Here is a 24,864-nt window from a genome sequence, read left to right on the forward strand (position 1 = left end):
TTGTTTTGAAGTTAATAAAGTTTCCTGAGTTTTATACCGTTCAGAAAGCTTTTTCCATTCCGAACAGGGAAGAGTATTTCAATTTTATTCCGAAAGTTTGTAATATTGTATCTTTTCCGCAGAGCATGAAAATAATCGTTTTCGCTACAAGGGGAAAAACTTTCTTCGATAGTTTGATCATTGATTATTATGTCGAATCTGTTTTCACGGTTTTCCACATCAGAATTACGACCTAATTGGTAAACTGTTGTCGCATTCTCACGGAATATATCTGTAAAAAGAAATTCTATTTCATAAACTCCGTTGGGAACATCGAAACGGTAGCCTTCAATTCCGTTGCGAAGAGTCTGAAATAGAGGCCCGTCACTGGTATTCTTTATTTGTATCTGACTGCTTTTACTTTCTCCGCCAATATATCCCCAGCCGTTTTCAGTATAAGGCTGATCGGGCAACCAGGTGAGATTACTTTCATCGGAAGTATAGAAACAATCACTTCCTACATTGATGGCAAGTTCTAAGTCCCGTAGATTTGTTTCATTTAAATTAGCAGGGATAGGGGTAAAGTTTAAGCGGATTCCGTCTTCTACAAAAGAGATATCTTGGACGGCTTTTTTATTTTCTGCTTTAGCAAAGATAAAGTGTTCTTTTTGGCGGAATGGCACCTCAAATGTTACTGCAAAATTCTTGGTTTTCTGTTTGCCCAAAGACTTTCCATCTATAAAAAGCTCTACCTCAGGAAGATTAGTATATACTTTAACCGGTAATATGACCGACTCTTTCCCATGCTGTACACCGGCACGATGTGTCCAGTCGCGGCTGGCGATATGTAATACTGGAATGTCTTGACGCCAGGCAGCTTTATAATAATAGTATACATCTTTAGGAGTACGGTCTGAATATACCAATCCTTTATTATTGATCCGTGGCATAGACTCATCACGCAATGCGGAAGAGAAATCGATGAAATTCCAGTGTGTTCCACCACAGATGTAAGATGTTTCCTCCAGTACAGGCAGGTAATGCTCCAGATACTTCTGCTGGTATTCGATACTGAAATCAAATGCATGAGGTTGTAGCGAATGTAAGCGCTTGTCAGATCCTGCACCGTATTCGCTGACAATCATGGGGTGAGAAGGATACTTTTTGTGTTGTTCTTCCAGATACTGTTCGAATCCGGTGAGGTTACCTCCATACCAGCCTTGGTAAAGATTCCAACCGACAATATCGGTAATACTGCCTAAGCCAACTTCATTATAGCTATTGCTACCATGGAAGGCCATAGTGCTGACACGGGTTGTATCTTCTTCTTTTAACACTACTTCCAGGCGATTGGCCAGTGCCAGTGTTCGTTCCAGTATGGGCTTTAATTCTTCTTCTTTTTTATAGCGTCGTTGAGTGACGAGTAAGATTTCGTTCATATATCCCCAAGTGATGATTGAAGGATGGTTATAATGCTGGCGTATCATCTCCCGCAGATTGCGTTCGCAGTTCTCTGTATAGCCGGGAGTATCGGGTACAATGTCAATGATGGGTATTTCTTCCCAAGCTAACATACCGAGTTTATCGCACATTTCCAGTAAAGCATCATCTTGTGGATAGTGAGAGATACGGATGAAGTTGGCTCCCATTTCCTTCATCAATTTTATGTCGCGACGGTGCATCTCATCCGTTAGTGCCACCCCAATGGGTTTCTGGTCCTGGTGACGGCAAATACCGCGTAGTTTATAAGGTTTTCCGTTGAGGGAGAATCCTTTTTCACCATCAAAACTAAACCAGCGGAAACCGGTATAGTGGTTACTTTGGTCAAGAATCGTTTTAGTCTTTTTATCACGTAGAATACTTTCCACCCTGTAGAGGTGAGGTGTTTCCGGAGTCCATAACTGAGGAGTTAAGATTGGAGAGGTTTCAGAACGGAAAGAATACTGTTCTCCGGCCTTGATCTGTATGGACTGTTTCAGGCTCTGGGCAATGCTTCCGTCAGGGTGATATATGATGTGTTCCAGTTCGAGTGATGCTTTCCGGATAGCATCATTCTTTATATCTCCATGGATAAGTATTGTACCTTTTTCCTCGGATACTTGGGGGGTACTGATGAAAATTCCCTCCGAACCATAATTCGTCAGATGGAAATGTTGTTTCGGGACAGCTGTGAGCCATACATCCCGATATATGCCGCCAAAGAATGTAAAGTCACCTGAAATAGGAGGGATATCCTGACGGGCATTATCTACACAAACAGCAAGAGAATTGGGAGTATTCAATGAGCAAAATGGGGTAATATCGAATGTGCAGGTAGTATATCCTCCGGTATGTTCACCTACCTTTTCTCCATTGATATAAATGGTGGCAGCTTTACTGGCAGCATCCAGTTTTAGAAATATCTGTTTTTCTTTCCAACTTTGCGGTATCGATATTTGCCGGCGATACCAGCCTGTTCCCCGATAATAATCCTTTTCAGTGTAAGCATCCGTATTCCAGGTGTGTGGCAGATGGACGGATGTCCAGTTTGCATCATTGAAAGCACTATCTATTGCTGCAGGGCATTCTCCTTGTAGGAATTTCCAACTGTCATTGATGGTTTGACTTTCTCGCTGTGCCTGTACGGTTGTCAGGAATAATAGAGATAGGGCGGTAGTAGCTATCCTGTGGAAAGCTTTCTGTCTGGATGTGTTTTCTTTCTTTTTCATGGTAAGATAATTATATGTGATATAATTTTCAAAATTACTAAAAAAGGAGGCGGAAAATAAAGAAACTGATTATTTTCCGCTCCTTGCCCCCAATCACAATCAAGTCACAATCTTACTAATCCAACCTATCGAACTCTTATTAACCTTATTGCTAACTTAGTCTGAATGGGAAAAACTTGTTATTTTAATCTTACTTGATAAAGTGAGGATATGGCTGTAATATAGAGCTTATCCCCGCTTATCAATAAAGATGTCGGGCGTTCGGGCACCTCTATTGTTCCTATAGCTTTGCCTGTGGAATCAAAAATAGAGATATCTCCGTTTGCTACATATACATTGCCGGTTTGGTCTGTTACTACACTACGGTCACCTCCATCTGCGAATACATGACTACGTTGTAAGAAACCTTGGGTATCTGTTTCCGAATGAATAACTCGTTGGTGATACTCATCCAGTGTATAGATTGTTTCTCCCGGAACGGCTTCCACTATAGATGAACAACGGAACAGGTCTTCATAATATGGAATAATAGTTACTCCATCCGGGGCTACAAAGCATTGAGTTGGTTTTCTACCACCGTAATATTCATTTTGGGTAATAGTCCGGTTGGCTAAATAACATACTTTCTGAGGCTTCTGTACCTGTGACATATCTACTAAAGGAAGTACCTGAAAGCTATCATCTGCATTTTCAGGGCGGATTGAATAAAGCTTGGGAACGTAGGTGAATCCCCATAAGCCACCCGATCCACGCCATCCGAATAATGGCTGGTTGTCATTGCGTGTATCATCATTTTTATAACCGGGTTGAGATATGTATTTGGTGACAACAATCAGGTTGTCCTGCGTATCACAGGTCAGTGCCACTGCATTCCAGGGGAAATCGGTAATGGAAGTCACTTGCCCGCTTTTAATATCCAGTTTGTAGATACGTCGCATACGATATTCGCAGAAATAGATATTGCCTTGGCTGTCTTTAGTCAATCCGTCAATGAATTCAAAGCCGGTGACTATAATCTCAGCTTTTCCTATTTCATTGTTCAATGAGTATTTCCGGTTCTCTTTGCCGGTCAGTTGCAGTCGTGCCAATTCCCAGCGACGTGCTTCATGCCGACTATTTACATCATACAGGCTGGCATTGGAAGTAAATTTCACGCGGGCATGGGCATAATTATGCAGGTTGAGAAATTCAATGTCTTTGCAATTCCAGGTTCGTATAGCTGATGGATAAGACTTCAACATGCGTGATACACGGTAAGAGTAGAAATTAGCGAAAGTCAGGTTACGGCAATCAATCAAGTCCAATGGCTGTGTGTCGATACCTTCAGCTTCTACTTCAAACTGAAAATCATAGATTTTCCAGTTGGCAACGTTACGAAAGATTGCTTCATTACGTAAGTGATGTTCCAGAGACATTCCATAGATGCGTCCGGGCGTTTCGGTATGGCTCACATAAAGACCTGCCGAGCTATATTCATTAGCCGTCCATAAATCCCGGAAAGTACCTCCGCCTCCGTTGGTAATCCATAAACTCCAATGTTGGTTATCCCAGGCACGGGTTATCAGGTCATGAGTTTCCGGAGTTACAGGCATAGGCTTTTCTAATGGATTGGCTGCACTTTGCCCGTTATAGAAGAAGCGGTTCTTATCATGTCCGCTGAATTTTACATCGTATAAGTATGAACCTTCACCTGCCATCCATTTACAATTTACAGCCCGATAATTATATGCATCAGCGTTGAGGAAGATACCACATACGATATTAGTACCTCCTTTGGGAGCCGTTAACTGTGCCTGAGGTGCTCCAAAACCACTAAATGCAGGATTACCGCCTAGTGTTAACAGGATAGTGGTTCCGGGGTGTAGTCCGATTATATTTGTATTCGGCTCTAAAACTAATGGATCTTTGACCACATACCATCCTTGCGGAATATAGATATTCGTATATTTCTTTATGGCTTCCCGGAATATTTCCGTATCATCGCTAAATCCGTCTCCTTTGGCACCCAAATCCCGAATATTGACCCAATGATTCATTGTAGGGAGCATCGGGGTATCACTGGCATCCAGTGAAATAATATTCTTGATAGGTACGGTTTCAGCTTCGCGTACTATCTGGGGAATATCTTCGAGACTGTTAGCGTTGAAACCATAAGTGAAACGGGTAATGCAGTAGGCCTTTCCCTTACCGGATACCTGTTCTTTTGTAGAACGTTCCAGAGAAAATACCGGAACATTTTTGCACTGTATATTTCGAAGATTGATTTGCGTAGCTGCATTGCCTGCATCGGTCAGAATGAGTCCCGTTTGTTGTACATTCTCAAAGATACAGTCTTCCATAAACAGGCGATCAGGTGCATCTTTTTTAATCTCTACAGCCACGGGTACATTCTTTACTTTCATGCGTACGATAGTCAATCCGCCTTCATTAGTCAGGATCGCACTTTTACGCTGTCCTTCAAAATAACTGTTGAGTAGCATAATGGGCCATCCCGGGGCTGATTTATCCGTATCAATACCATATTCTCCTCCAAAGACGGATACGTTTTCCAGATGATTACCTGCATCTACAATTCCTGCACGTCCTTTTCCTACGTGAATCGTCACATTGGAGATGGAGCAGTGCTGGGCAAAATGGGCGCGGATTCCTGAAGCATTCGGATTTCCATCTTCAATACGAATATCTGCGTTTAGTAACGAACTATAAAAAGTTCCGGCATTAGCATCACTCACTGGACGTTCAGAACGGTAGTTTCCGCTGATGAACCAGAAAAGATACTTCCCTTTATTTGTTTCATGCGTCACTTCCTGGAAACCGGGTGAATTTTTGCCAAGGACGAATACCGGACGTTTGGTCCCATATCCAATGAGACGTATCCCTGAAGGTATATATATCGTTTTACTAAGTTTATAAACTCCTTCGGGGACAAAAAGAATACCGCAACCCGATTCTTTATGTTTGGCGGTATTCAGTGCTTCTTGCAGAGCATCAGATACGTCCGTACTTCCATCTGGTTTGATAGGGAAGTATTCCGGAGTAAAATATACGGCTGCAGAGTCCACCGGTCGGTCGGTGAAGACCGACCGGGGATTTTGAGCTTGTATTCCTCCTGCGAGGAGCACAATTAAAAAGAAAATATGGATTCTGATACGATTCATGTGCATGAGATTACAACGGATAACGTTTGATGCTAACCGTCATTTTACCACTATCATCAATTTTGTTCACATATACATAAGCGGCATACTTGCCATTTGCTGTTTTCATAAATGCACCGTCATCCTTGCTGAATGTCAATGCATAATCAACTGCCGCGCCGAGATCCAAACTCTGGAAGTCAACATCGTCAATGTAAACATTGGGTGCTTCACCTTTCAGCTGTGCATCTCGTACATTGGCGCGTTTTTCCATAGGGGTCTTATTGGTGGCTCCAGCAGGAACGATGCCTGCAATTGCAATGTATTTCGGGTCAGTACCTGGCGATACGAATGAATGCTTATAATCGTAACCATTTAATTTAGCTTGGTAAATGTAAATAAAGTCAATTTTACCGGCCAGACTTTGAGCGGTTACTTCTTCTTTTGTATAAGCCTTCATGTCTTCAATAGAGAAATAACAGGCTCCTTCATTACCCAATTCAATGAGCCGTTTCATATCCATTTTAGAGACAGGGTAAGATGGTGTACTGTAAGAAGCCTTGGCGCCTGTGCTGGAAGTTGATGAGAAAGTGAAAGAGATATTCTTTCCTTTAGCTTCTGCAGGTACCACGTATGCATAGCGTACAGTAGCAGCAATCAGTGATGCTTGGCTGGTACCGAAAGCCACTGTCGGATTCATATAGTGTTCATCTACTTTATCCATCATAGTGGCAGTAGATGTGGCACCATTCGTGGAAGTGTCCTTTACTGTTTGTACAGGAACATCATCCCCTGCCTGATACGTCACTCCGTTTACCACCAGTTTGTTTCTTGCAGTGAACCAGGAGTTGAGTTCAAATCCTGTACCTTCGGCTCCTGCGATAGAAGCCCTTACTTCGGCTTGACCCAACTGTCCCATCTGGGCACCCATGGCATAAGCGAACTCTATTTTTTCACCTGCGATAGCAGGAGCAACTGTCTTTTTGATCAGATCGTTTCTCAGCGTAGAATCATCGTCATCGCTACATGAAAAACAGGAAAGCGCAATGGCAGACAGCATTACATATTTCAGTAGTTTCATAAATAGTCTCCTTTTTTAAAGTTGATACTGTTTTAAATTATTCTCCCTGTAAAGCTACAGTGATGGTATAGGTCCTCTTCACTTGGCGGTTACCCGAGATAACCGTATATTCACGTGATTGACTAAAGTCGATCCATGAACCCATAGAAGGGGTTACAATACAATCCTTAGCTACAGAACAGTGAGGTTTAACATGCTTCAGATTTGTTCCGAATTTAGCTACAGCAGTAACTATACCTTTCGTAGCATCTGTTTCTATATCCTGAATATTGGTTTCAACCAATACATTACGATCGTCCGGACCTCTCAACTCGAAGTTGGACATATAGCATTCTTCACTGTCGGTAATCAACAAATTGTTGTCATCCAACGGGGCGTCTCCGCAAGCTTGTATCAGGAGGCATACAAACAAAAGACTTAGTATTCTATATACACTTTTCATAAATGTTCGTTCTTGTTTTAAATAAGTATTGTTTTTCACGCTGAGCATTAATACCATGGGGTATTCTGAGTCAACTTCGGATTACGGCTTCTTTCACCTTCCGGAATCTGATAAATATAGTATTTCTGGAAGTCACGTTCGGAAGCATTTTTGAACTCGTCACGGAGCCTGGTGCCTTTAGTGTCATACAGCGTTTGCCCATCACTATTCGGTTCACCCCATATTTCGTTGACTTTTCTCCAGCGGCGGATGTCAAACGGACGATGCCCTTCGGTAGCTAATTCTACGATACGTTCTTGCTCGATAGCCTTAAAGAACTCTTCTTTGTTAGCATACTTGCTTTCTTTCAATCCAGGCAGATTACCTCTGTTACGGATTTGATTGATTAATCCTACTAATTCCTGTGATGGACCATCTGTTTCATTCACGGCTTCACAGTACATCAGGTAGACGTCAGCAAGACGCATCAGATAGAAATCTTGAGGTCCCTGTGTACGTTCGGCAATACCTACTTGGCGTACCCATTTACGGTAGATATAACCAGTCTGACTACTGGCATCGTTATTGATAAAGCCTTTGGATTCTTCGCCTCTAACTCCGAACATCCAAGTCAGGCTGTCACCAATGGACATACCGTCCAAAGCTACTTTAATCATCTTTTCACCATTCCATAAGATAGTACTTCTCATACGCCAGTCACGATTTTCGTAGCTTTTGCGGTTCCATGCGCCGTTTTCCAGATTTTCCTGATTGTTTAAGATTAACTCAGGTAAGAAATCTCCTGTTATAGTCGATTGATAACGGTTTACCAGGCGATTAGTCGGCATAATCCAGCATTGTGCATTGGCTGTAGAACGTGTGCCAAAATCACGTAATAAGCTTTCTCCTTGTCCGTCACCTAAGTTAGGACCTCCATATTGAAGAGAAAATATGATTTCCTGGCAATACTCATTATCATATTGGAATAACTTCCAATAGTTGGGAGTCTGATACTCGCCTGGGTCACCGTTGCCGAAAAGTTTCAGATCATAATCGTAGATCACTTTCTTGAAGTCGGCAGCGGCCAGTTTATAGTATTCTTGGGCTTCGCTTGTGCTTTGTTGGAAATCTTTCAGTTCCGGCCAACCGTTTTTCTTCCAGGATGCCCAGTAAAGTTCTATTTTGCCTTTGAAAGCCAAAGCTGCTACCTGAGTTGCACGTCCGGCTTCGCCACCACTTACGCTTGCAGGCAGTTTCTCGTAAGCATATTGCAAGTCTTGCAGGATATCATCCTTGATGGTTGCAATAGGAATACGTTCAAGAGAACAAGCTTCAGCATCTCCTGAGAGTACATGGCGATAATAAGGTACATCACCCCAGTTCTCAATCAGGCGGAAGTAAGCTAATGCGCGAAGAAAATAGTTTTCAGCATTAATACGTTCCAGAGAAGTTCGGGTGGTGGCATTCCCCTCTATTTCAATCATCCGCTCTATGTTCTGGATAGTAAAGTTAGCGCGGTTGATAGTTTTATAGGCATTGTTCCACATAGATGAAAAACCGCTTGTCACCCAGGCGGCAGGGCTCCATCCCGTGATACTTCCGATACTTTTGCCACGGGTATTTTGAAATTCACCCTGTCCGTCGTAATAATAATCGGTAGCATACAAGTCACGGATAGCATTGTAGACCCCGTAAGTGGATGACAAAGCATCATCTGTGCTTTTCCAGAAGAGGTCTGAAGATACTTCTGTAGTCGGCTGTCTGTCCAGTAAATCACTTACGCAAGATGACATTGTTCCGACCAGTCCGGCAAATAATATATACTTAATGTATTTCATATTCGTTTTCTAATTTAAGGTGGTTATCAAAATTCAACATTAATACCGATAGAATAGGTTTTAACCAAAGGATAGAGGTCATTAGCATCCGATCTATTGTATTGTTGATTCCAACTACTGATAGATTTCTCCGGGTCAACACCTTTCCACGGGGTTATTGTGAAAACATTTTCTGCAGACAGATAAATACGAGCACGTTCAAATGAAATCTTTTTCAGTAACTTGGTTGGGATTGAATAACCTATCTGCAAGTTTTTCAGACGTACATAATTCATGTTTTCCGCCCAGAAAGTGCTTTCCGTTCTGTTATAGGAACCTCCGCTACCTGTAACCAGTCTTGGCATGGAAGCATTACGATTATCCAATGACCAGGTGTCATTCCAGTGGAAACTCTGGAAAGCATAACGGTCGGCTGGAACGCTTACATTATTGAGATCGTCCAACCACATATCTGCGCGACCATAACTGCCCTGGAATAATGCCTGGATATCAAAACCTTTATATCCTCCGGTCAGGGTGATACCAAATTGTCCGAGTGGGGTTTCACGATACTTATCTTTCCATGCTTTTTTATCTTTATCATCGATTTGTCCGTCACCATTCAGGTCTTTAATCAAGACGTCACCGGGTGCGGTATAATTACCTTGATAGGGAGCATTATAGATCTGATTCCAAGATTGTACCAGTCCGGGGTAGGCTTCATAAATATACAGGAAGTGGTAAGGCATATTCAATGCTGTCCATCCTCTGTCGAGATGATCACCCCATTCTTCCAGTTTGTTCACATTGTAAGAAGCATTCACGTTGATGCTGTAATCCAATTTTCCAACTTTGGAACGCCAGGTGATATTGGCTTCAATACCACGATTGCGCAAGTCGGCGATATTTACACGGGGGGCGTCATATCCGGAAAGGATAGAAGAAATACTGGAGCCACGAATCATACCGGTGGTGAAACGATCGTACCAGTCAAGTTCAGCCGTCAGTTGGTTATTGAATAAACCAAGGTCCAGACCCACATTGATAACACGTGTTGATTCCCAGGAAAGATCCTGGTTGATCATTTTACTGGCACTGAATCCTTGTACTAACTTACCATTCATGATGTAATTAGTCGTTTTCATCGTTTCCTTTTGTTCATAACGGCCTACACCGGAGTTATTACCCAATGTACCGTAAGAAGCACGGAATTTGGCATTGCTGATAACTTTCTTCAAAGGTTCAAAGAATGCTTCTTCAGAAATACGCCAGCCGATTGCTCCTGAGGGGAAGAAGCCCCACTGATGTCCTTTGGCAAAACGGGAAGAACCGTCCGAACGGAAGTTGAACTCAAACAAATATTTGTCGAACATTGCGTAGTTGACACGACCGATAAAGGAACGTAAGCCTTCTGATTCGGATCTACCCCAGTTGGTTTGTTGTGCAGCTGAGGCTGCATTCAGTTCTTCGAGACTTGAATGGAGTCTGTCTTTTCTCCAAGCGCCAAGTTGACGGTCAGACCAGAATTCTTCGGCGGCATTAAACATCGCTGTAATGTGATGTCCCGGAGCAATCTCACGGTCATAGCTAATTCTACCTTGGAACAGTGTTTTATAACCTTCATAATTAGAGTCGGTAATACCATCTCCTCCGTTGTCCGGCATTTCACGGGCTACTGTATTGCTCTGGAAATTCCATTGCTTTAAAGGATTCTGAATAGCTTTTGAGAATTGATTATAATACCTCAATGCATAGCTTACATTTAGTTTAAGACCTTTCAGAGGTTCCCATTCTGCATAAGCATTTCCATTGAACTCCTTGCGTGAGGTAGTTGTACGGTATGCTTCATATTCGGCAGCGACGTTACCGGCGGCAGAGTTTTCACCATAAGCCATGGCGCCACCATATTCGCCCGTTTCAGGATGCTTGTTCAATATACCGGATACTGCATATTTCAAACCGGCATTTTCCAAACCGCTTCCACGGGGAGCGGTTGTTTCGGACCATTGACCGTCTGACTTCATTCCGATTTTAAAGTTGTCTCGGATTTTATAATCCAGGTTGAAACGCATATTGTAGCGGCTATAGTCATTATGAATCTGCAATCCTTTCTGATCCATAATACCGATTGATGCATAGAAATTCATTTTGTCCGAACCGCCCGAAGCCGAAATAGTCTGGTTGAGTGTACCACCTGTGCGGAACATCTCATCAAATTGGTCGGTGTTGGGAAACAGAATAGGGTCAACCATACTCATGGCCATCCATTGCTCCACTGTTCCTTGGCGGAAGTTGGTTGAGCTGTTTCCTGTGCCGGCAGCCCGCATGTGCATAGTTAGTGCGCGGGAGTAGTCATTCATGTAGTCGTAGAATTCTACCGGGCTTGCCCAAGCATAAGAACCATTATAAGTAATCTTTGCCTTACTCTGTCCCAGACCGTTTTTGGTGGTAATCAGAATAACACCATTAGCAGCACGCGAACCGTAAACGGCTGATGAAGCAGCATCTTTCAATACAGAAATGCTCTCGATATCATTCATATTAATACGGTTGATGTCAACATCAGGCATGCCATCCACTACGATGAGCGGGTCGGAGTTATTGATAGAACCTAAACCGCGCACTTTCAGTGATGCGCCATCGGAACCTGCAAAACCAGTAGATTGGTTTACCACTAATCCCGGTACTAAACCGGAAAGTCCGGACGATACATTGGAAATGGAACGGCTGGCAATTGCTTCATCAATCTTCACTGCTGATACCGAACCGGTCAGGTTGACTTTTTTCTGGGTGCCATACCCAATCACTATAACTTCGTCCAATGCTTGTGAGTCTTCGTTGAGAGTTACAACGATATTTGTTTTGCCTTTCAAGGCAACCTCTTGTGTTGTGTATCCAATGAAGGATATCACAAGAGTGGCATTTGTTGAGGCATCAATGCTAAAATGACCGTCAATGTCTGTGATAGTACCACCTGTACCTCCTTTGATGGTGACATTAGCGCCAATAATCGTTTCTCCTGTGTTATCTTTTACTGTACCGGTAATCTTGGTCTGTTGTGCCGAGACGCTTCCGATACCAATAAAGACTAATAGGAATACCAAAAAATGTTTCATATAGCTTAAATTTAAATGAATAATAAAAGGTTAATTTCATGTAAGAACCGAGGGCTTTTACTTCTTAAGGTGGAAGTGGATCTTATGCCCCTCTTTAATAAGATGTGTGATTCATTAAGTATTATTTCATAGGCGTCCTTTCTCTTTTAATGGTTAATATGCTTTTCTAAATCGTTGTATAAAGTGATGGCAAATATATCGCTCTTTCGTACTCACATTGGAAATGTGACTACATCTTAACTACATCAGCCTTGATTACTGACTACATCAAGACTTTCTCTATGTGAAAGTAATGTTTTGGATATTAATAGTATATGTAGTAATTTTATGCTTGCAAGACTACTTCTCTTTTTCTCAAAGAATAGAGTGCTATTCATAAAAAAGACATTATCTTTGCTTTTACGAAACCAAAAGTTGACCGCTATGAAACTAAAGACGTATGCTACATTCTTTTTTCTTCTCCTATTGTGCTCATCATTGAGTGCCGGTTGGCAACGGCCGATAACGAACTATACACGTCATGCTTATAAAGCCGGTAATCAGAATTGGGGGTTACAGCAGCATGAAAACGGTTGGATGTATGTGGCCAATACCAATGGACTGCTGGAGTTTGATGGTGCCGGATGGAATCTTTATCCCATGCATAATGCAAAAGCCCGTGCTATGAAAATAGGAAATGACGGACGGATTTACATCGGTGGAATCGGTCGTTTTGGCTATTTTACGCCGAATCGTTTGGGAGGGTTAGATTATACTTGTCTTTCGGATAGTTTGCCTCCTAACTCTGCTATTGGTGTTATCTGGAATATTCTGCAAGACAAAAACCGAATCTGTTTCCAGTCGGATCGTAGCTTGTTTTATTGGGAAAATGACCGTTTGGAGTATCTGGAATGTAGCGGTGAAATATATACTTCTTCTATCGTATACAATAAATTTTATATAGGCGCTGCCGAGGGGCTACTTATTCTTGATGGGAAAGACTTCACTGTAGTACCCGGTTCGGAGATATTGGGAAGAATTTCCAGTCTGTTACCTTATAACGGTAAGGTTCTGATAGCTACCCGCTATAACGGACTCTTTACTTATGATGGTGAAAAGATTGATAAATATACTTGTGCGGCAGATGAGTTCATGAAGAAAAACCGTGTGTTTTGTGCGGCTCTTAATCATTCTTTGTTGGCCATAGGCTCTGTACAAGATGGGGTGTGCTTATTGAATCTTGAAAAAGATGAGATCGATGTCATATCTATTAGTAGCGGATTGCAGAATAAAACAGTGCTTAGTATGGCTTTTGATACACAGGAAAATCTTTGGTTAGGATTGGATAATGGAATTGATTATATTCATTTGAATTCTCGTATATCCTCTTTATATGGTAACAAGCCGGTTATAGGTTCGGGATACACTTCTCATCTCTATCGGGATAAACTATATTTGGGAACTAACCAGGGATTGTATTGTACCGTGCCTTCTGTAGATTTGAATCAGACGATACCGATGGATTTTATTCCCGGTACGGGTGGTCAGGTGTGGTCGTTCCTGAATCATGATGATAAGCTGTTCTGTGCTTCGGATAATGGCATTTTTGTAATAGATGGTGCTAATGTGGAACATCTGGATGGCTTGAGAGGGACGCGTCTGCTTGTATCTCTCAGCCACCGGCCGGATGTGTTGATTGTGGGAACATATGGCAAATATAGCGGATTACATCTGTTGCAGAAGGAATCCGGAAAGTGGAAAGTAGCCGGCCGGCTTCGGAACTTTACCTATTCTGCAAAAAGTCTTTTGGCTGAGAAGACAGGTAATATATTATGGATTACTAATAAAGATAGAGGTGTGTGTCGCCTTCAACTGTCTGATGACTTGAAAGAAGTCATAAATTTGAAGAACTATAATAACCATTCTTTTCCTACGGGATATGATGCTTATTTGGCTCAGATAAACAATGAAACCGTGGTGGTGTCACACTATGGCTTATGGCGTTATAATCAGGTTACGGATAGCTTGGAAGAGTATTCAGAGCTGGAATCTTTATTGGATGGAAAGGCTTCCTATACTTATCTTACTACAGATATTTCGCATAATATGTGGTATGTAGTGGGCGGAGCGCTGAAACTGTTGCGCTATGATGCCATGAAAAATACTTATTATAAGAATCCTCATGAGTCTTTTCTGAAAGGTTCGTTGATTGAAAATAATGAGTGTGTAAATGTATGTGACGATCAGGCGGTAGTAGGCACAGAAGAAGGTTTCTCATTGGTAAGTCTTTCGCAGATTACTACGGATGTTACACCATTGTCTTTGCAGATTCGTCGGGTATATCTGACCGGGCAACGTGATTCATTGATCTATGGGCGTAGTTACCAGTATGATGATTCGCCGGTGATTGTTCCTTATCGTCACAACTCTCTTCGTATTCAGTACAATGTGAATACCTATGATCCTTCCCAAGCAACCCTTTATTCATTCCGGCTCAGTAATGGTAGTGATAAAGGTCAATGGAGTGAGTACAGCGAGAATAGCATGAAGGAATTTACAGGCTTACATGAAGGGAAATATGTATTCAGTGTAAAACTGATGACAGATAAAGATCAGGAACCGGTGATTACGAGTTTTGCTTTTGAGGTATTACCTCCCTGGTATCGTGCATGGTGGAGCTATTTGATTTATGCAGTCATGTTAAGTGGCTTGCTATACTATATATATTATCGTATTGCCGATAGCCGCAAGCGCTTGCTGATGCAGAAAGAACTGGAACTTTATCGTCAGAAACAAGAGTTTAAGAAAGAAAGTGAACTGAAAGATAAGAAGATAGATATCCTGAAAGAAGAAAACCTGCAGTCAGAATTACGTTATAAATCGGAGGAACTGATTCGTACCACTTTGAATATTGTGCGCAAGAACGAAATCTTGTTGGACATCAAGAAAGAAGTGCTGGGTATTTCTCATTCTATCAGTGAGGAGAATCTTGTATCCCTTCGCCGGAAAACACTCCGGTTGTTGGGGCAGATCGATACGAATATTGAGCATGATGATGATTTACAGGCATTCCAGAGTACTTTCGATTCTGTGCATCATGATTTCTTCCGTAAACTGGAAGAGGCATATCCGGAACTGAATAACAAAGAAAAACTGCTTTGTGCTTATATTCAGATGAATTTGCTTTCTAAAGAAATAGCTCCACTCCTGAATATATCTTTGCGAGGAGTGGAGATTAGCCGTTACCGTTTACGCAAGAAACTGGGATTGGAAGAAGGGGAGAATCTTGCAGAATTCCTGCAGAAATTCTCAAAATAATTTGTGGATGAGAATGGTTGAGCGTTTGCGTCTATTTTATAATTAATTTTAAGTTAGAATGAAGGCATGTCCCCAAAGACATGCCTTCATTTAGAATATTCCTATGCCTTTTTAAAAGAGCTGAACTGTAAATCTCTATTTAATATTAACTGTAACATAATAGTTTTCACTAAAAGCTCTTACTTCATATTCATCTGTTTTGGTAATGGTTGTAGAATTAATATCTGTGGCATCAATCGTTTTTTGAGGATCAAAAGTCAATACACGGATTTTCCCTTTTTTACCAGTTAGTGCTTTGATATAGATATTTTGGGTCCCTTTTTTGGCATTTGGCCAAATCATGCTGTATCCGGTATTAGTATCAGGGGCTAAGATGTTACCATTAGTATCTACTACTTGATAATCTTCACCGCATTTTAGCTCTTCGACTTTGGGAACCGGTGAAGTGTAATAGAATACAACCGGACTATAATTTCTCGTATATGCACTGAAAAAATAAGTTGGAATAGCTACAACCTCTCCTTGTTTTACATCATATTGTAATTCGTTCCCTCCAGGAAATTTCACATTACCAAGTCCATAATAGTAAATGTGCTCCATTTCTGGATTATTGTTGCTCCAGTCGTCATCGCCGCAGCTGGCAAACAGACCGCATACTGTAACAAACAGTAAAAGTGTCATAAACTTCTTCATATTCATTGCTTGTTTTTAATTAGTTTTCATTGCCCCAATATGGGTTTTGTTTAATGTTTCCTCCAGAAGTACCGATTTCATATGAAGGTATTGGATAGAGATAATCTCTTTTGGGATCAAAACTGCGTGAGCCAGCCTCTTCAATAACAAAAATATTACCTTCATCATAGAGTTTATCACCTTTGTAATAGCCATTTTTGTCAGTTAGGCGTCCACCTAACTCATTTTCCTTAACTGGCGTATCTTCCGAATTATAGAGAAGTCCTAAAACCGCTTTAGGCAAAACCTCTTCTGCCGTTTTCCAGCGAATGATGTCATTGTAATGTAACCCCTCATCGATAAATTCCACCATGCGTTCTCGACGTATTTCTTTCAACATATCCAGATTATTACTTTGTACAAAAGCATTGGTCAATTTTATGTTAAACCCTACACGTTGGCGAACATAATTAATGGTTTCATCAAGTTTCTGGTCGCTGATACTTCCATTATACTCGTATAAAGCCTCAGCATATGAAATTAGGATCTCGGCATAGCGGATAATTATCTTATCTACAGTTTCTTTACTATTAGTGCTCCATTGGTCCAGCATAAAACCTTTTTTAATAGGGTAGCCGTAGCCATGCGCCTGGTCGTCTGTTTTGAATGGCTTATATGTACCTTTATAAGCTTCTTCACCTGCTGCATAGATAGTCATCGCCAAACGAGGATCACGATTCTCCAGAACGTCATTGTATCTAACTTCCGGGTGTTTTGCTAGTGGAGACTTTTCACGGGGGAGGCCATCACTATATAGAAAGTTGTCTAACATGCTACGGGTTATTGCTGCTGTATTTTCGAGCCCTCGAGAATTGTTGTGTGTAATTGTTCCGGCTCCGTTTGGTCCATAGATTTTAACAAAGACGCTCTCCTTGTTTTGACTGCCTTCTCCATCGAAGTAAAATAGTTTTTGAAAGTCAGTGTAAAGGTCATGCTTTTTTTCTGTGTAGATCATTGTTTCAGCAGCATCGATGGCTCTTTTTAAATGGGCTTTGTAGTCTCCCCCGGTTGTCTGATGATATTTACTATGAGTTCCTTCATATAAACCGATTCGTACAATCATGCCTAATGCCGCTGACTGTGAAACACGCCCCCAATCACTTTCACTTTTTAAAGCATCAATTTTGGGAAGCCATTGTAAGGCAAACTCTAAATCAGTATAGCATTGCTGGATTACAGTTTCTCGTGGATCGCGTGCTCTTTTAATATCCGGATCGGTTGTGTTTCCGAATACTTTTAAAATTAAGGGCACATCACCATATTTCTTTACTAAATCAAAGTAATGATAAGCACGGAAAAAGCGAGCTTCTGCTATCCAACGGTTTCTGGCTTCTTCACTGACAGGAGTTATTTCTCCTTTAACGATGATATTATTACATATTGCAATTTTTTTGTAGGGATCAGTCCAATCACCGGAGGTACCAGGAACACTACGATTGCCACTGGAAACTACATCTTGATTGGGACCTACTAGTTCATCAGAACGTTTGTCATGTGAGAAACCTGGCAGATCAATGTATAATCTGTTGCATGCACCTCGTAGGTCTTTCTCTGACTTCCAGAAATTGGGATCTGCAAGCGAGGTTTCAGGTTCTCTATTAAGCGTGCAGCCAGCTACTAGAAAAGTAACTATTAATAATAAATATATCTTTTTCATATTGGTCCTTTTATTTAGAATGTGACATTTAATCCGATTGTCCAACTGCGGAAGAATGGATAGAGGTCTCTTTTTGCATTATTTCCGATTTCCGGATCAAACACAGAAAGCATATTACTATGTTCCCAGATATCCTCTCCGGTTACATATATTCTCAGTTTTTCCAGATATTTTTTAGGAACAGGTATAGTGTACCCTAAAGTAATGTTCTTCAGTCGAAGATATGCTCCATTTTGTATCCATCTATCAGATGTTTTAAAGTTAAAATCATTGCCTTTATATTGATACAGTCGAGGCCAATATGCATTCTGATTATCTTCTGTCCAATAATCACGATGGATAGTCCATGGCATCATGTAGTCTTGATACAAAGGTGCAAAGGCTTCCGGATTAACAATTACTTTACGTTTGGCTACACCTTGAAACATTACAGAAATATCGAAACCTTTCCATTGTGCTGCCAAATTTATCCCATAAAGGTAGCGCCCGTTAGAGTTACCTAGACAGACCAAGTCACCCGGCTTTTCAGGAGTTGCTTCACCGACACCAATTTCATGGTTGGACTCACCTTGAGCAACATACTTTATGTCACCGCCACTGACTTTACCATCATTGAATGATTTGTACCCCGGATGTTCTTCTTTGTATTTAAGATACTCTTCACGACTTTTCCAGAAACCATCTGTCTCATATCCCCAAATAGTATTTAAGGAATAACCTTCCAATAATTCTACACCGCCGGCTGAGATAACACTGGCCCCATCATATTCTACTAATCTGTTGTCGCTGTCAGAGAGATTGAAACTTATTTGATAACTGACATCTTTAATTTGATCTTTCCATCCGATATTGAAATCCCATCCCCAGGTTTTTAAACGTCCGATATTTATTTTGGGTACACCGATACCTATTTGGTGAGGAAGTTGAAGAGAAGAAAGCATATCATTATTGTACTTCCAATAATATTCCAAACTACCGATTAACCGATTATTCAGGAAACCGAAATCTATACCGAGGTTGGTTGTTTCAATAACTTCCCAAGTCTTTTCAGTAGAAGGCATATTAGCTTGATAGAACCACTTTTCGCCCATATAAGTGGCTGATGTATTACTTTGTGAATCGCTGATTAATGGTATATAATCATATAGACCGAGTACAGCCCCATTACCCAGTTGCCCCCAAGAAGCACGAATTTTTAAATTGCTTATCCAATCAATTTTGAACCATCTTTCTTCGTTAACACGCCATGCAGCAGATATAGACGGAAATGCTTTCCAACGTTTATCAGGGGCTAAACGTGAACTGCCATCGTAGCGGATGTTAGCTTCTAGTAGATAACGTTCTTTAAAGTTATAGTTGACTCTTCCGAAATAGGACATCATAGACCATGGCTCAATATTATCTCCGATAACGGTATTAGTGGCTACTGATGTATCATAATAGTTGAAAGAGAAGAAATCATTAGAATTCATGTTTTTTGCCGTAGCATCAATTTCATCTTTGCGGTAGTTCTCATAAGAAGAACCTGCTAATACATTAAAATGATGCTGGTTCTGTAAATTGAATGTATAGTTGATGGTTGCTTCCATCAAATCGTGGTAATCAGAGTTCTTTTTTTTATATAAAGAATTTGGGTCATTGGTACTGTTACGAACATTTTTTCCAAAGCGGTCTTTCCAAACCAAGGTACGTCTGTTATTCTGTTCGGCATAGTAGCCTGCTTTACGTGATGCACTCAAATTTATTCGGAGTCCTTTTATAAAATCTTTGATGGTCAGGTTTGCTTTTCCGATGAAAGCTTCATATTTAGTTGTTTTCTGACCACCATTTTTCATTATATCAATTGCATTAGCCTGTAAGTCTCCATTATACGGATTTCCACTTTCATCCCCTTCGGGATTATATATGGACTGACGTCCTCGGGCAGAGTAAAGAAGATTGAAAAGTCCGGTAGATCCATAGGAAGAAGATTCCACTTCCTTGGATTGGTATTGCACATTGATACCTAAATCAATATATTTATTGATGTTAGTATTTACTTTTGCATGGATATTGTAGCGGTCATTGCTATCCGGTCCATATTTTAGCAAACCATCTTTCGTATAAAAGTTGGCAGACAACATGTAGTTCATGGCTTTGCTACCTCCGCTGACAGATACAGAATGGCTTTGCTGAGCCGTATGTTTTTTAGTTCCTTCTGCTACCCAGTTGACTGCATCAAAGAAGTCCCAACGTCCATTGGAGAGGGGGCGAGTGTTGAAATTAGGATTTCCTACCCAAGATGCTTTCTCTGCAGTCCATTCTGTTTTTCCAGTAGTAGGAATGCGGCTTTGATCAATAAAACCTTGCTCTTCCCATGCCGGAAGGCGTTCGGGCATATTACCTGGAATATTAAAAGAATAATAAGCATTGTAGGAGATTCTTGGTTTCCCTTCTGTACCTACTTTGGTTGTAATTAATACAACGCCGGCTGCTGCACGTGCACCGTAAATAGCACAAGCTGCTGCGTCTTTTAATACTGAGATGGAAGCTATGTCATTAGGATTTAATAAAGTCATATCTCCTTCTATTCCATCAATTAAAACTAATGTTGATGTGGAGTTGACGGATGAAAACCCGCGAATACGCATTCCCGATGTTTCGCTACCTGGTTGCCCGCTGCTACGTAACACAGCAACACCCGGCATTTCACCTTGTAATGCGGAGAGTACATCACTGGAGGGCTTGGCTGCAATTTGTTCTCCATCAATTGCAGACACTGATCCTGAAAGATTTACTTTTTTTTGTACTCCGTACCCCACCACTACTACTTCTTGTAATGTTTCACTGTCTTCTTTTAACTGAATAATTCCTTTTACAGCAGATGCCTTTAACTCTACAGTCTTATATCCTATATAAGAAAAGGAGATAAGCGCATCACTTGAAGATACTTTAAGAGAAAAATTACCATTAAAATCAGTGATACCTCCATTTGTGGTACCTTTTTCTTGGATGGTTACTCCGATAAGTGGTTCTTTTGTTGTTGTGTCCACTATCTGTCCCGTGAGGGTAAGTGCGTTTTGGGCGTACATCCCGACATCTGAGAGGAAAAGGAAACAGCATAGTAATAAAAACTGCACTAATTTCCATGAAGAATTTTTCATTCTCATAATACTTAGATTTTGATTAATACTATAATTACATTATTGACTTGAATGCGTTGCAAAACTATTTGTTTATAGAATTGGAGGGTGGAGTTTGGATACGTCAAAAACTCACAATTAAAACATTTATACTACATCAATACTTTCTTTGTATTTTGGTAAGTAGCTGATTTATATGGTTTTTGTACAGGATGAAGGGTTTCTTATTTTAGATCGGCAATCAGTATTTCGATATTTTTTTCTTCAAAAAGATGTATCTTTAAAAACTCTTTTAATGTATTATGCTATGAATAGACTTGTTACTTCATTTTTACTATTAACCCTCTTTGTTTTTTGTAGCCAGAGATTGTGTGCTGGTTGGCAACGTTCTATCACTAACTACTCTCGTAATTCTTATAAAGCTGCTTCACAAAATTGGAGAATAATGCAGAATGATAATGGATGGATGTATTTTGCTAATAATAAAGGGCTATTGGAATATGATGGGACAAACTGGTCTGTATATCCCATTCATAATGCGAAAATGCGTGCTGTGAAAGCTGGGAAAGATGGACGTATATATGTGGGTGGACTGCAACAATTTGGTTATTTTGTTCCGAACTTTTTAGGGCGTTTAGATTATATTTGCCTTTCAGATAGCATTGATAAAAGAAGTATCGGAAATATTTGGAATATTCATATAATAGAAGATCAAGTTTATTTTCAATCAGATAATGCTGTCTTTTGCTTCGAAAATGAGCGTATTCATCGAATTAATTGTCATAGTATTGTTCATTCAGCTTTAGTGGGGCAACGGCTTTATGTGGCAGGCACCGGGTTGTTTGTATTGGATAAGAATAAATTTGTATTACTGCCCAATACTAATTCTATGATAAGTGATACTGGTATGAGGGTAATTGGACTTTTTTCTTATCGGGATAAATTGCTTGTGGTAACTAATCGGGGAGGATTATTTTTTTATGAGAATAGAATGTTGATTCCTTTCCGTTCGGGTGCTGATGACTTTTTGAAGCAAAATCGTCTTTTTTGTGCTACTATTAAAGGTTCTTTGCTGGCTTTAGGAACTGTGCAGGATGGTTTGTTACTTTTAGATATGGATACCGGAGAAACAGAACATATATCTGTTCATAATGGCTTACAGAATAAAACAATACTTTCTTTGTTCTTTGATAGAGAAGATAACCTTTGGTTAGGGTTGGACAATGGTATTGATTGCATTCATCTTCATTCTCCGATTTTTCAGAATAGGGCTACGATAGGGAGTGGTTATGCTTCATGCCTATATCGTAATAAATTATACTTGGGAACTAATCAAGGAGTATTTGTAACAGACTATCCTTTGGTCTTAAATAAAGTACAGAGTTTGGAACCTGTTTGGGGGACAGCAGGGCAGATCTATTCTTTGGCAGTTTACGATGATAAACTATTTTGTGCTGGGAGTAATGCGTTAGGAGTGTTGGATGGCAATGAGTTTTATCTCATTCCTGGTATTCGTGGTGTATGGTGGGTAAAATCTATACCGCAGAAAGATAGACTGTTAGTTGCTACCTACATTGGACTTTATTCATTAAAAAAGGTAGAGGGGCGATGGATACTTCATAGAAGAGTTAAGGGGAGAAGATTCTCTTCCAAAAGTTTATATATAGAACCTTTGGCAAATACTTTGTGGACAGCAAATAAGGAAGGAGGACTATATCGGCTTTTTCTTTCTGAAGAATGTGATTCCATCCTTCATGAAAAATGTTACAATTTTGAGGAGTTGCCTATGGGAGATAATGTATGTATTACTAGGGTTGATGATGAGATTGTAATAGCTTCGAGACAAGGATTGTTTCGTTATAACCAATTGAAAGATAATTTGGAAAGATATGATCGATTGGAAAAGCAAATGGATGGCAGAACTGCTTATACATATATAATGCAAGACTCCTTGCGGAATATTTGGTATGTGACTGATGGTGTATTAAAGTTGTTGCATTATGATCCATTAGCAAACAGTTACTATCGGAGAGAGAATGAAGCTTATTTAAAAAATTGTTTGATAGAAGATTTTGAAACTGTTAATGTTTTTACCGAGAATGAAGCAATGATAGGTATGGAGGACGGTTTTTCACTATTACATTTTATGCAGGAGCGAGTGAAAAAATATCCATTGAATCTACAAATCAGGCGGGTATATCTGACCGGAGTTAAGGATTCCCTTGTATACGGGTGTAGTTATATTCCAAATGATATGTACTTGAAGATTCCTTATAAAAATAATTCTATTCGTATTGAGTATAGTATCAACAATTATGATAGGTCATTGGCTTTGTTCTATTCTTGCCGATTGACGGGACCTGTTTCTGAACCTTGGAGTCAGTTGGGAGAAAATACGATAAAGGAATATACTCTATTACCTGAAGGAAAATACACCTTTTATGTTCGTACGCATGTTGGTCAGGAAGAGCCTACAACGGCATCCTTTTCTTTTGAAATACTCTCTCCTTGGTATCGTACATGGTGGAGTTATTTACTATATAGTGTGTTGATTGTAATGTTGTTAACTTATATATACTATCGTATGTCAATGGAGCGTAAACATTTGGTCATGTTGAAGGAGTTAGAACTTTATCGTCAGAAACAAGTTTTTCAGAGAGAAAATGAATTAAATAGTAAGAAGATTGATTTGTTGAAAGAAGAAAATTTGCAGGCAGAATTACGCCACAAGTCTGAGGAGTTGATACATACTACACTGAATATTATTCGTAAGAATGAGATATTACAGAATATCAAGAGTGAAGTACTGAGTATTTTACATGCTGCCAAGGAAGAAAATTTAGTAATTATTCGTCGGAAAATCTTATGCCTCATTAGCCAAATTGATACGAATATGGAGCATGATGATGATTTGTCGGCCTTTCAAAGTACATTTGATTCAGTACACCATAATTTATTCCAAAAACTTGAAGCACGTTTTCCTGAATTAACGAAAAGGGAGAAATTATTATGTGCTTATATAAAAATGAATTTGATGTCAAAAGAGATTGCTCCATTAATGAATATTTCACAGCGTGGGGTAGAGGTCAGCCGCTATCGTTTACGCAAAAAGTTTGGACTTAAAGAGGGGGAGAACCTTGTAGAATTTCTACAGAAATTCTCACAATGATTTTTGCAATATCAGTAAACTCTCCGGTCCCATATTAAACAGTAAATCGACGATGCTGAGATTAGGCAGGAAGCCGAGTCGTTCTTGGAAGACCTGATAATAAGGCTGGACTATGAAGTCCGGGTCTTCCTCCTTATAATCTTTCTTCGGATGAATTCGTTCGCGAAAATCATCTTCATCGGATGTAAAGTCGATCTTGTACATGTCAGTGCGCTCCATGTCTAGCTGTATGTCTATCAGTGAACAGACAAGACGGCATAATTCTTCGTTGAAATCGACTAAAAACTCATATTTCTTCTCATAGAAAGGCTGGAAATCATCTTTGTAGTATTCAAAGAAAGGCGTATGATTGTAAGCAGATGACAGGGCATTCCAATGCAGGTGCCGCCAGTTGCCATGATCGGAGATACGAATGTCTTTTAGTGGGCATTTCAAGGTATCGGGCTTGACGGTAGGGATGGAAAGTGCCAATTCACCGTCCGGTGCTGCAATGGTACAGCGGTTGCGGTAAGTCTGTTTCACATAATGGTCGTGCTGCTCGATAAAGACCTTGTCATAAGCCAGTAACTTGGCATAATATTCTACGGGTGCCAGATAGGCAGAAGAAAGATATACAGTTTTCATTTTG

Annotated in this window: 12 protein-coding genes; 2 read left to right on the top strand and 10 right to left on the bottom strand. The window is 40.3% G+C overall.

The window, feature by feature from the left end:
• Positions 1–11 precede the first annotated feature (11 nt).
• The 6 genes from DW036_RS00345 to DW036_RS00370 form a co-directional block, all read right to left on the bottom strand.
• Positions 12–2,687 carry a glycoside hydrolase family 2 TIM barrel-domain containing protein gene (locus tag DW036_RS00345; RefSeq protein ID WP_118460397.1) on the bottom strand — a complete coding sequence of 892 codons (2,676 nt, stop codon included), beginning with the start codon at positions 2,685–2,687 and terminating at the stop codon, positions 12–14.
• Positions 2,688–2,866: 179 nt separating this feature from the next.
• On the bottom strand, positions 2,867–5,845 hold the full coding sequence (locus DW036_RS00350; RefSeq protein WP_118460398.1) for a glycosyl hydrolase family 28-related protein: 2,979 nt from the start codon (positions 5,843–5,845) through the stop codon (positions 2,867–2,869).
• Between the two features lie 10 nt (positions 5,846–5,855).
• A complete protein-coding gene (locus tag DW036_RS00355; protein ID WP_118460400.1) occupies positions 5,856–6,905 on the bottom strand; it encodes a DUF4466 family protein in 1,050 nt (349 codons plus the stop codon).
• A gap of 37 nt (positions 6,906–6,942) precedes the next feature.
• A complete protein-coding gene (locus DW036_RS00360) occupies positions 6,943–7,347 on the bottom strand; it encodes a hypothetical protein (protein ID WP_021967871.1) in 405 nt (134 codons plus the stop codon).
• A 47-nt stretch (positions 7,348–7,394) separates the two neighbouring features.
• Positions 7,395–9,164, bottom strand: a complete 1,770-nt coding sequence (locus DW036_RS00365) for a RagB/SusD family nutrient uptake outer membrane protein (RefSeq protein WP_118460402.1) — start codon at positions 9,162–9,164, stop codon at positions 7,395–7,397.
• Between the two features lie 26 nt (positions 9,165–9,190).
• Entirely contained in the window at positions 9,191–12,259 is a 3,069-nt protein-coding gene (locus DW036_RS00370; protein WP_118460404.1) for a TonB-dependent receptor, read from the bottom strand.
• Positions 12,260–12,682: 423 nt separating this feature from the next.
• Between DW036_RS00370 and DW036_RS00375 the strand changes: the two genes are divergently transcribed.
• Positions 12,683–15,556 (top strand): transcriptional regulator, encoded by a 2,874-nt coding sequence (locus DW036_RS00375; protein ID WP_118461123.1) that lies wholly within the window; start codon positions 12,683–12,685, stop codon positions 15,554–15,556.
• A 135-nt stretch (positions 15,557–15,691) separates the two neighbouring features.
• On the opposite strand, the gene DW036_RS00380 is transcribed toward DW036_RS00375, so the two are convergent.
• Genes DW036_RS00380 through DW036_RS00390 form a run of 3 tightly spaced genes read right to left on the bottom strand, consistent with a single transcriptional unit; the run spans position 15,692 to position 21,094 of the window.
• On the bottom strand, positions 15,692–16,249 hold the full coding sequence (locus DW036_RS00380; RefSeq protein ID WP_118461124.1) for a hypothetical protein: 558 nt from the start codon (positions 16,247–16,249) through the stop codon (positions 15,692–15,694).
• Between the two features lie 19 nt (positions 16,250–16,268).
• Positions 16,269–17,945 carry a RagB/SusD family nutrient uptake outer membrane protein gene (locus DW036_RS00385; protein ID WP_118460406.1) on the bottom strand — a complete coding sequence of 559 codons (1,677 nt, stop codon included), beginning with the start codon at positions 17,943–17,945 and terminating at the stop codon, positions 16,269–16,271.
• Between the two features lie 14 nt (positions 17,946–17,959).
• On the bottom strand, positions 17,960–21,094 hold the full coding sequence (locus DW036_RS00390) for a TonB-dependent receptor (RefSeq protein ID WP_118460408.1): 3,135 nt from the start codon (positions 21,092–21,094) through the stop codon (positions 17,960–17,962).
• 280 nt (positions 21,095–21,374) lie between these two features.
• On the opposite strand from DW036_RS00390, the gene DW036_RS00395 reads away from it, so the two are divergent.
• Positions 21,375–24,236: a LuxR C-terminal-related transcriptional regulator gene (locus tag DW036_RS00395; RefSeq protein WP_118461126.1), complete on the top strand. Its 2,862-nt coding sequence runs from the start codon at positions 21,375–21,377 to the stop codon at positions 24,234–24,236.
• Here DW036_RS00395 and DW036_RS00400 read toward each other — a convergent pair.
• Positions 24,228–24,860: a WbqC family protein gene (locus DW036_RS00400; protein ID WP_118460410.1), complete on the bottom strand. Its 633-nt coding sequence runs from the start codon at positions 24,858–24,860 to the stop codon at positions 24,228–24,230. The genes DW036_RS00395 and DW036_RS00400 overlap by 9 nt on opposite strands.
• Positions 24,861–24,864: the final 4 nt, after the last annotated feature.

This window comes from Bacteroides sp. AF39-11AC (assembly GCF_003474285.1).
Lineage (GTDB): Bacteria > Bacteroidota > Bacteroidia > Bacteroidales > Bacteroidaceae > Bacteroides.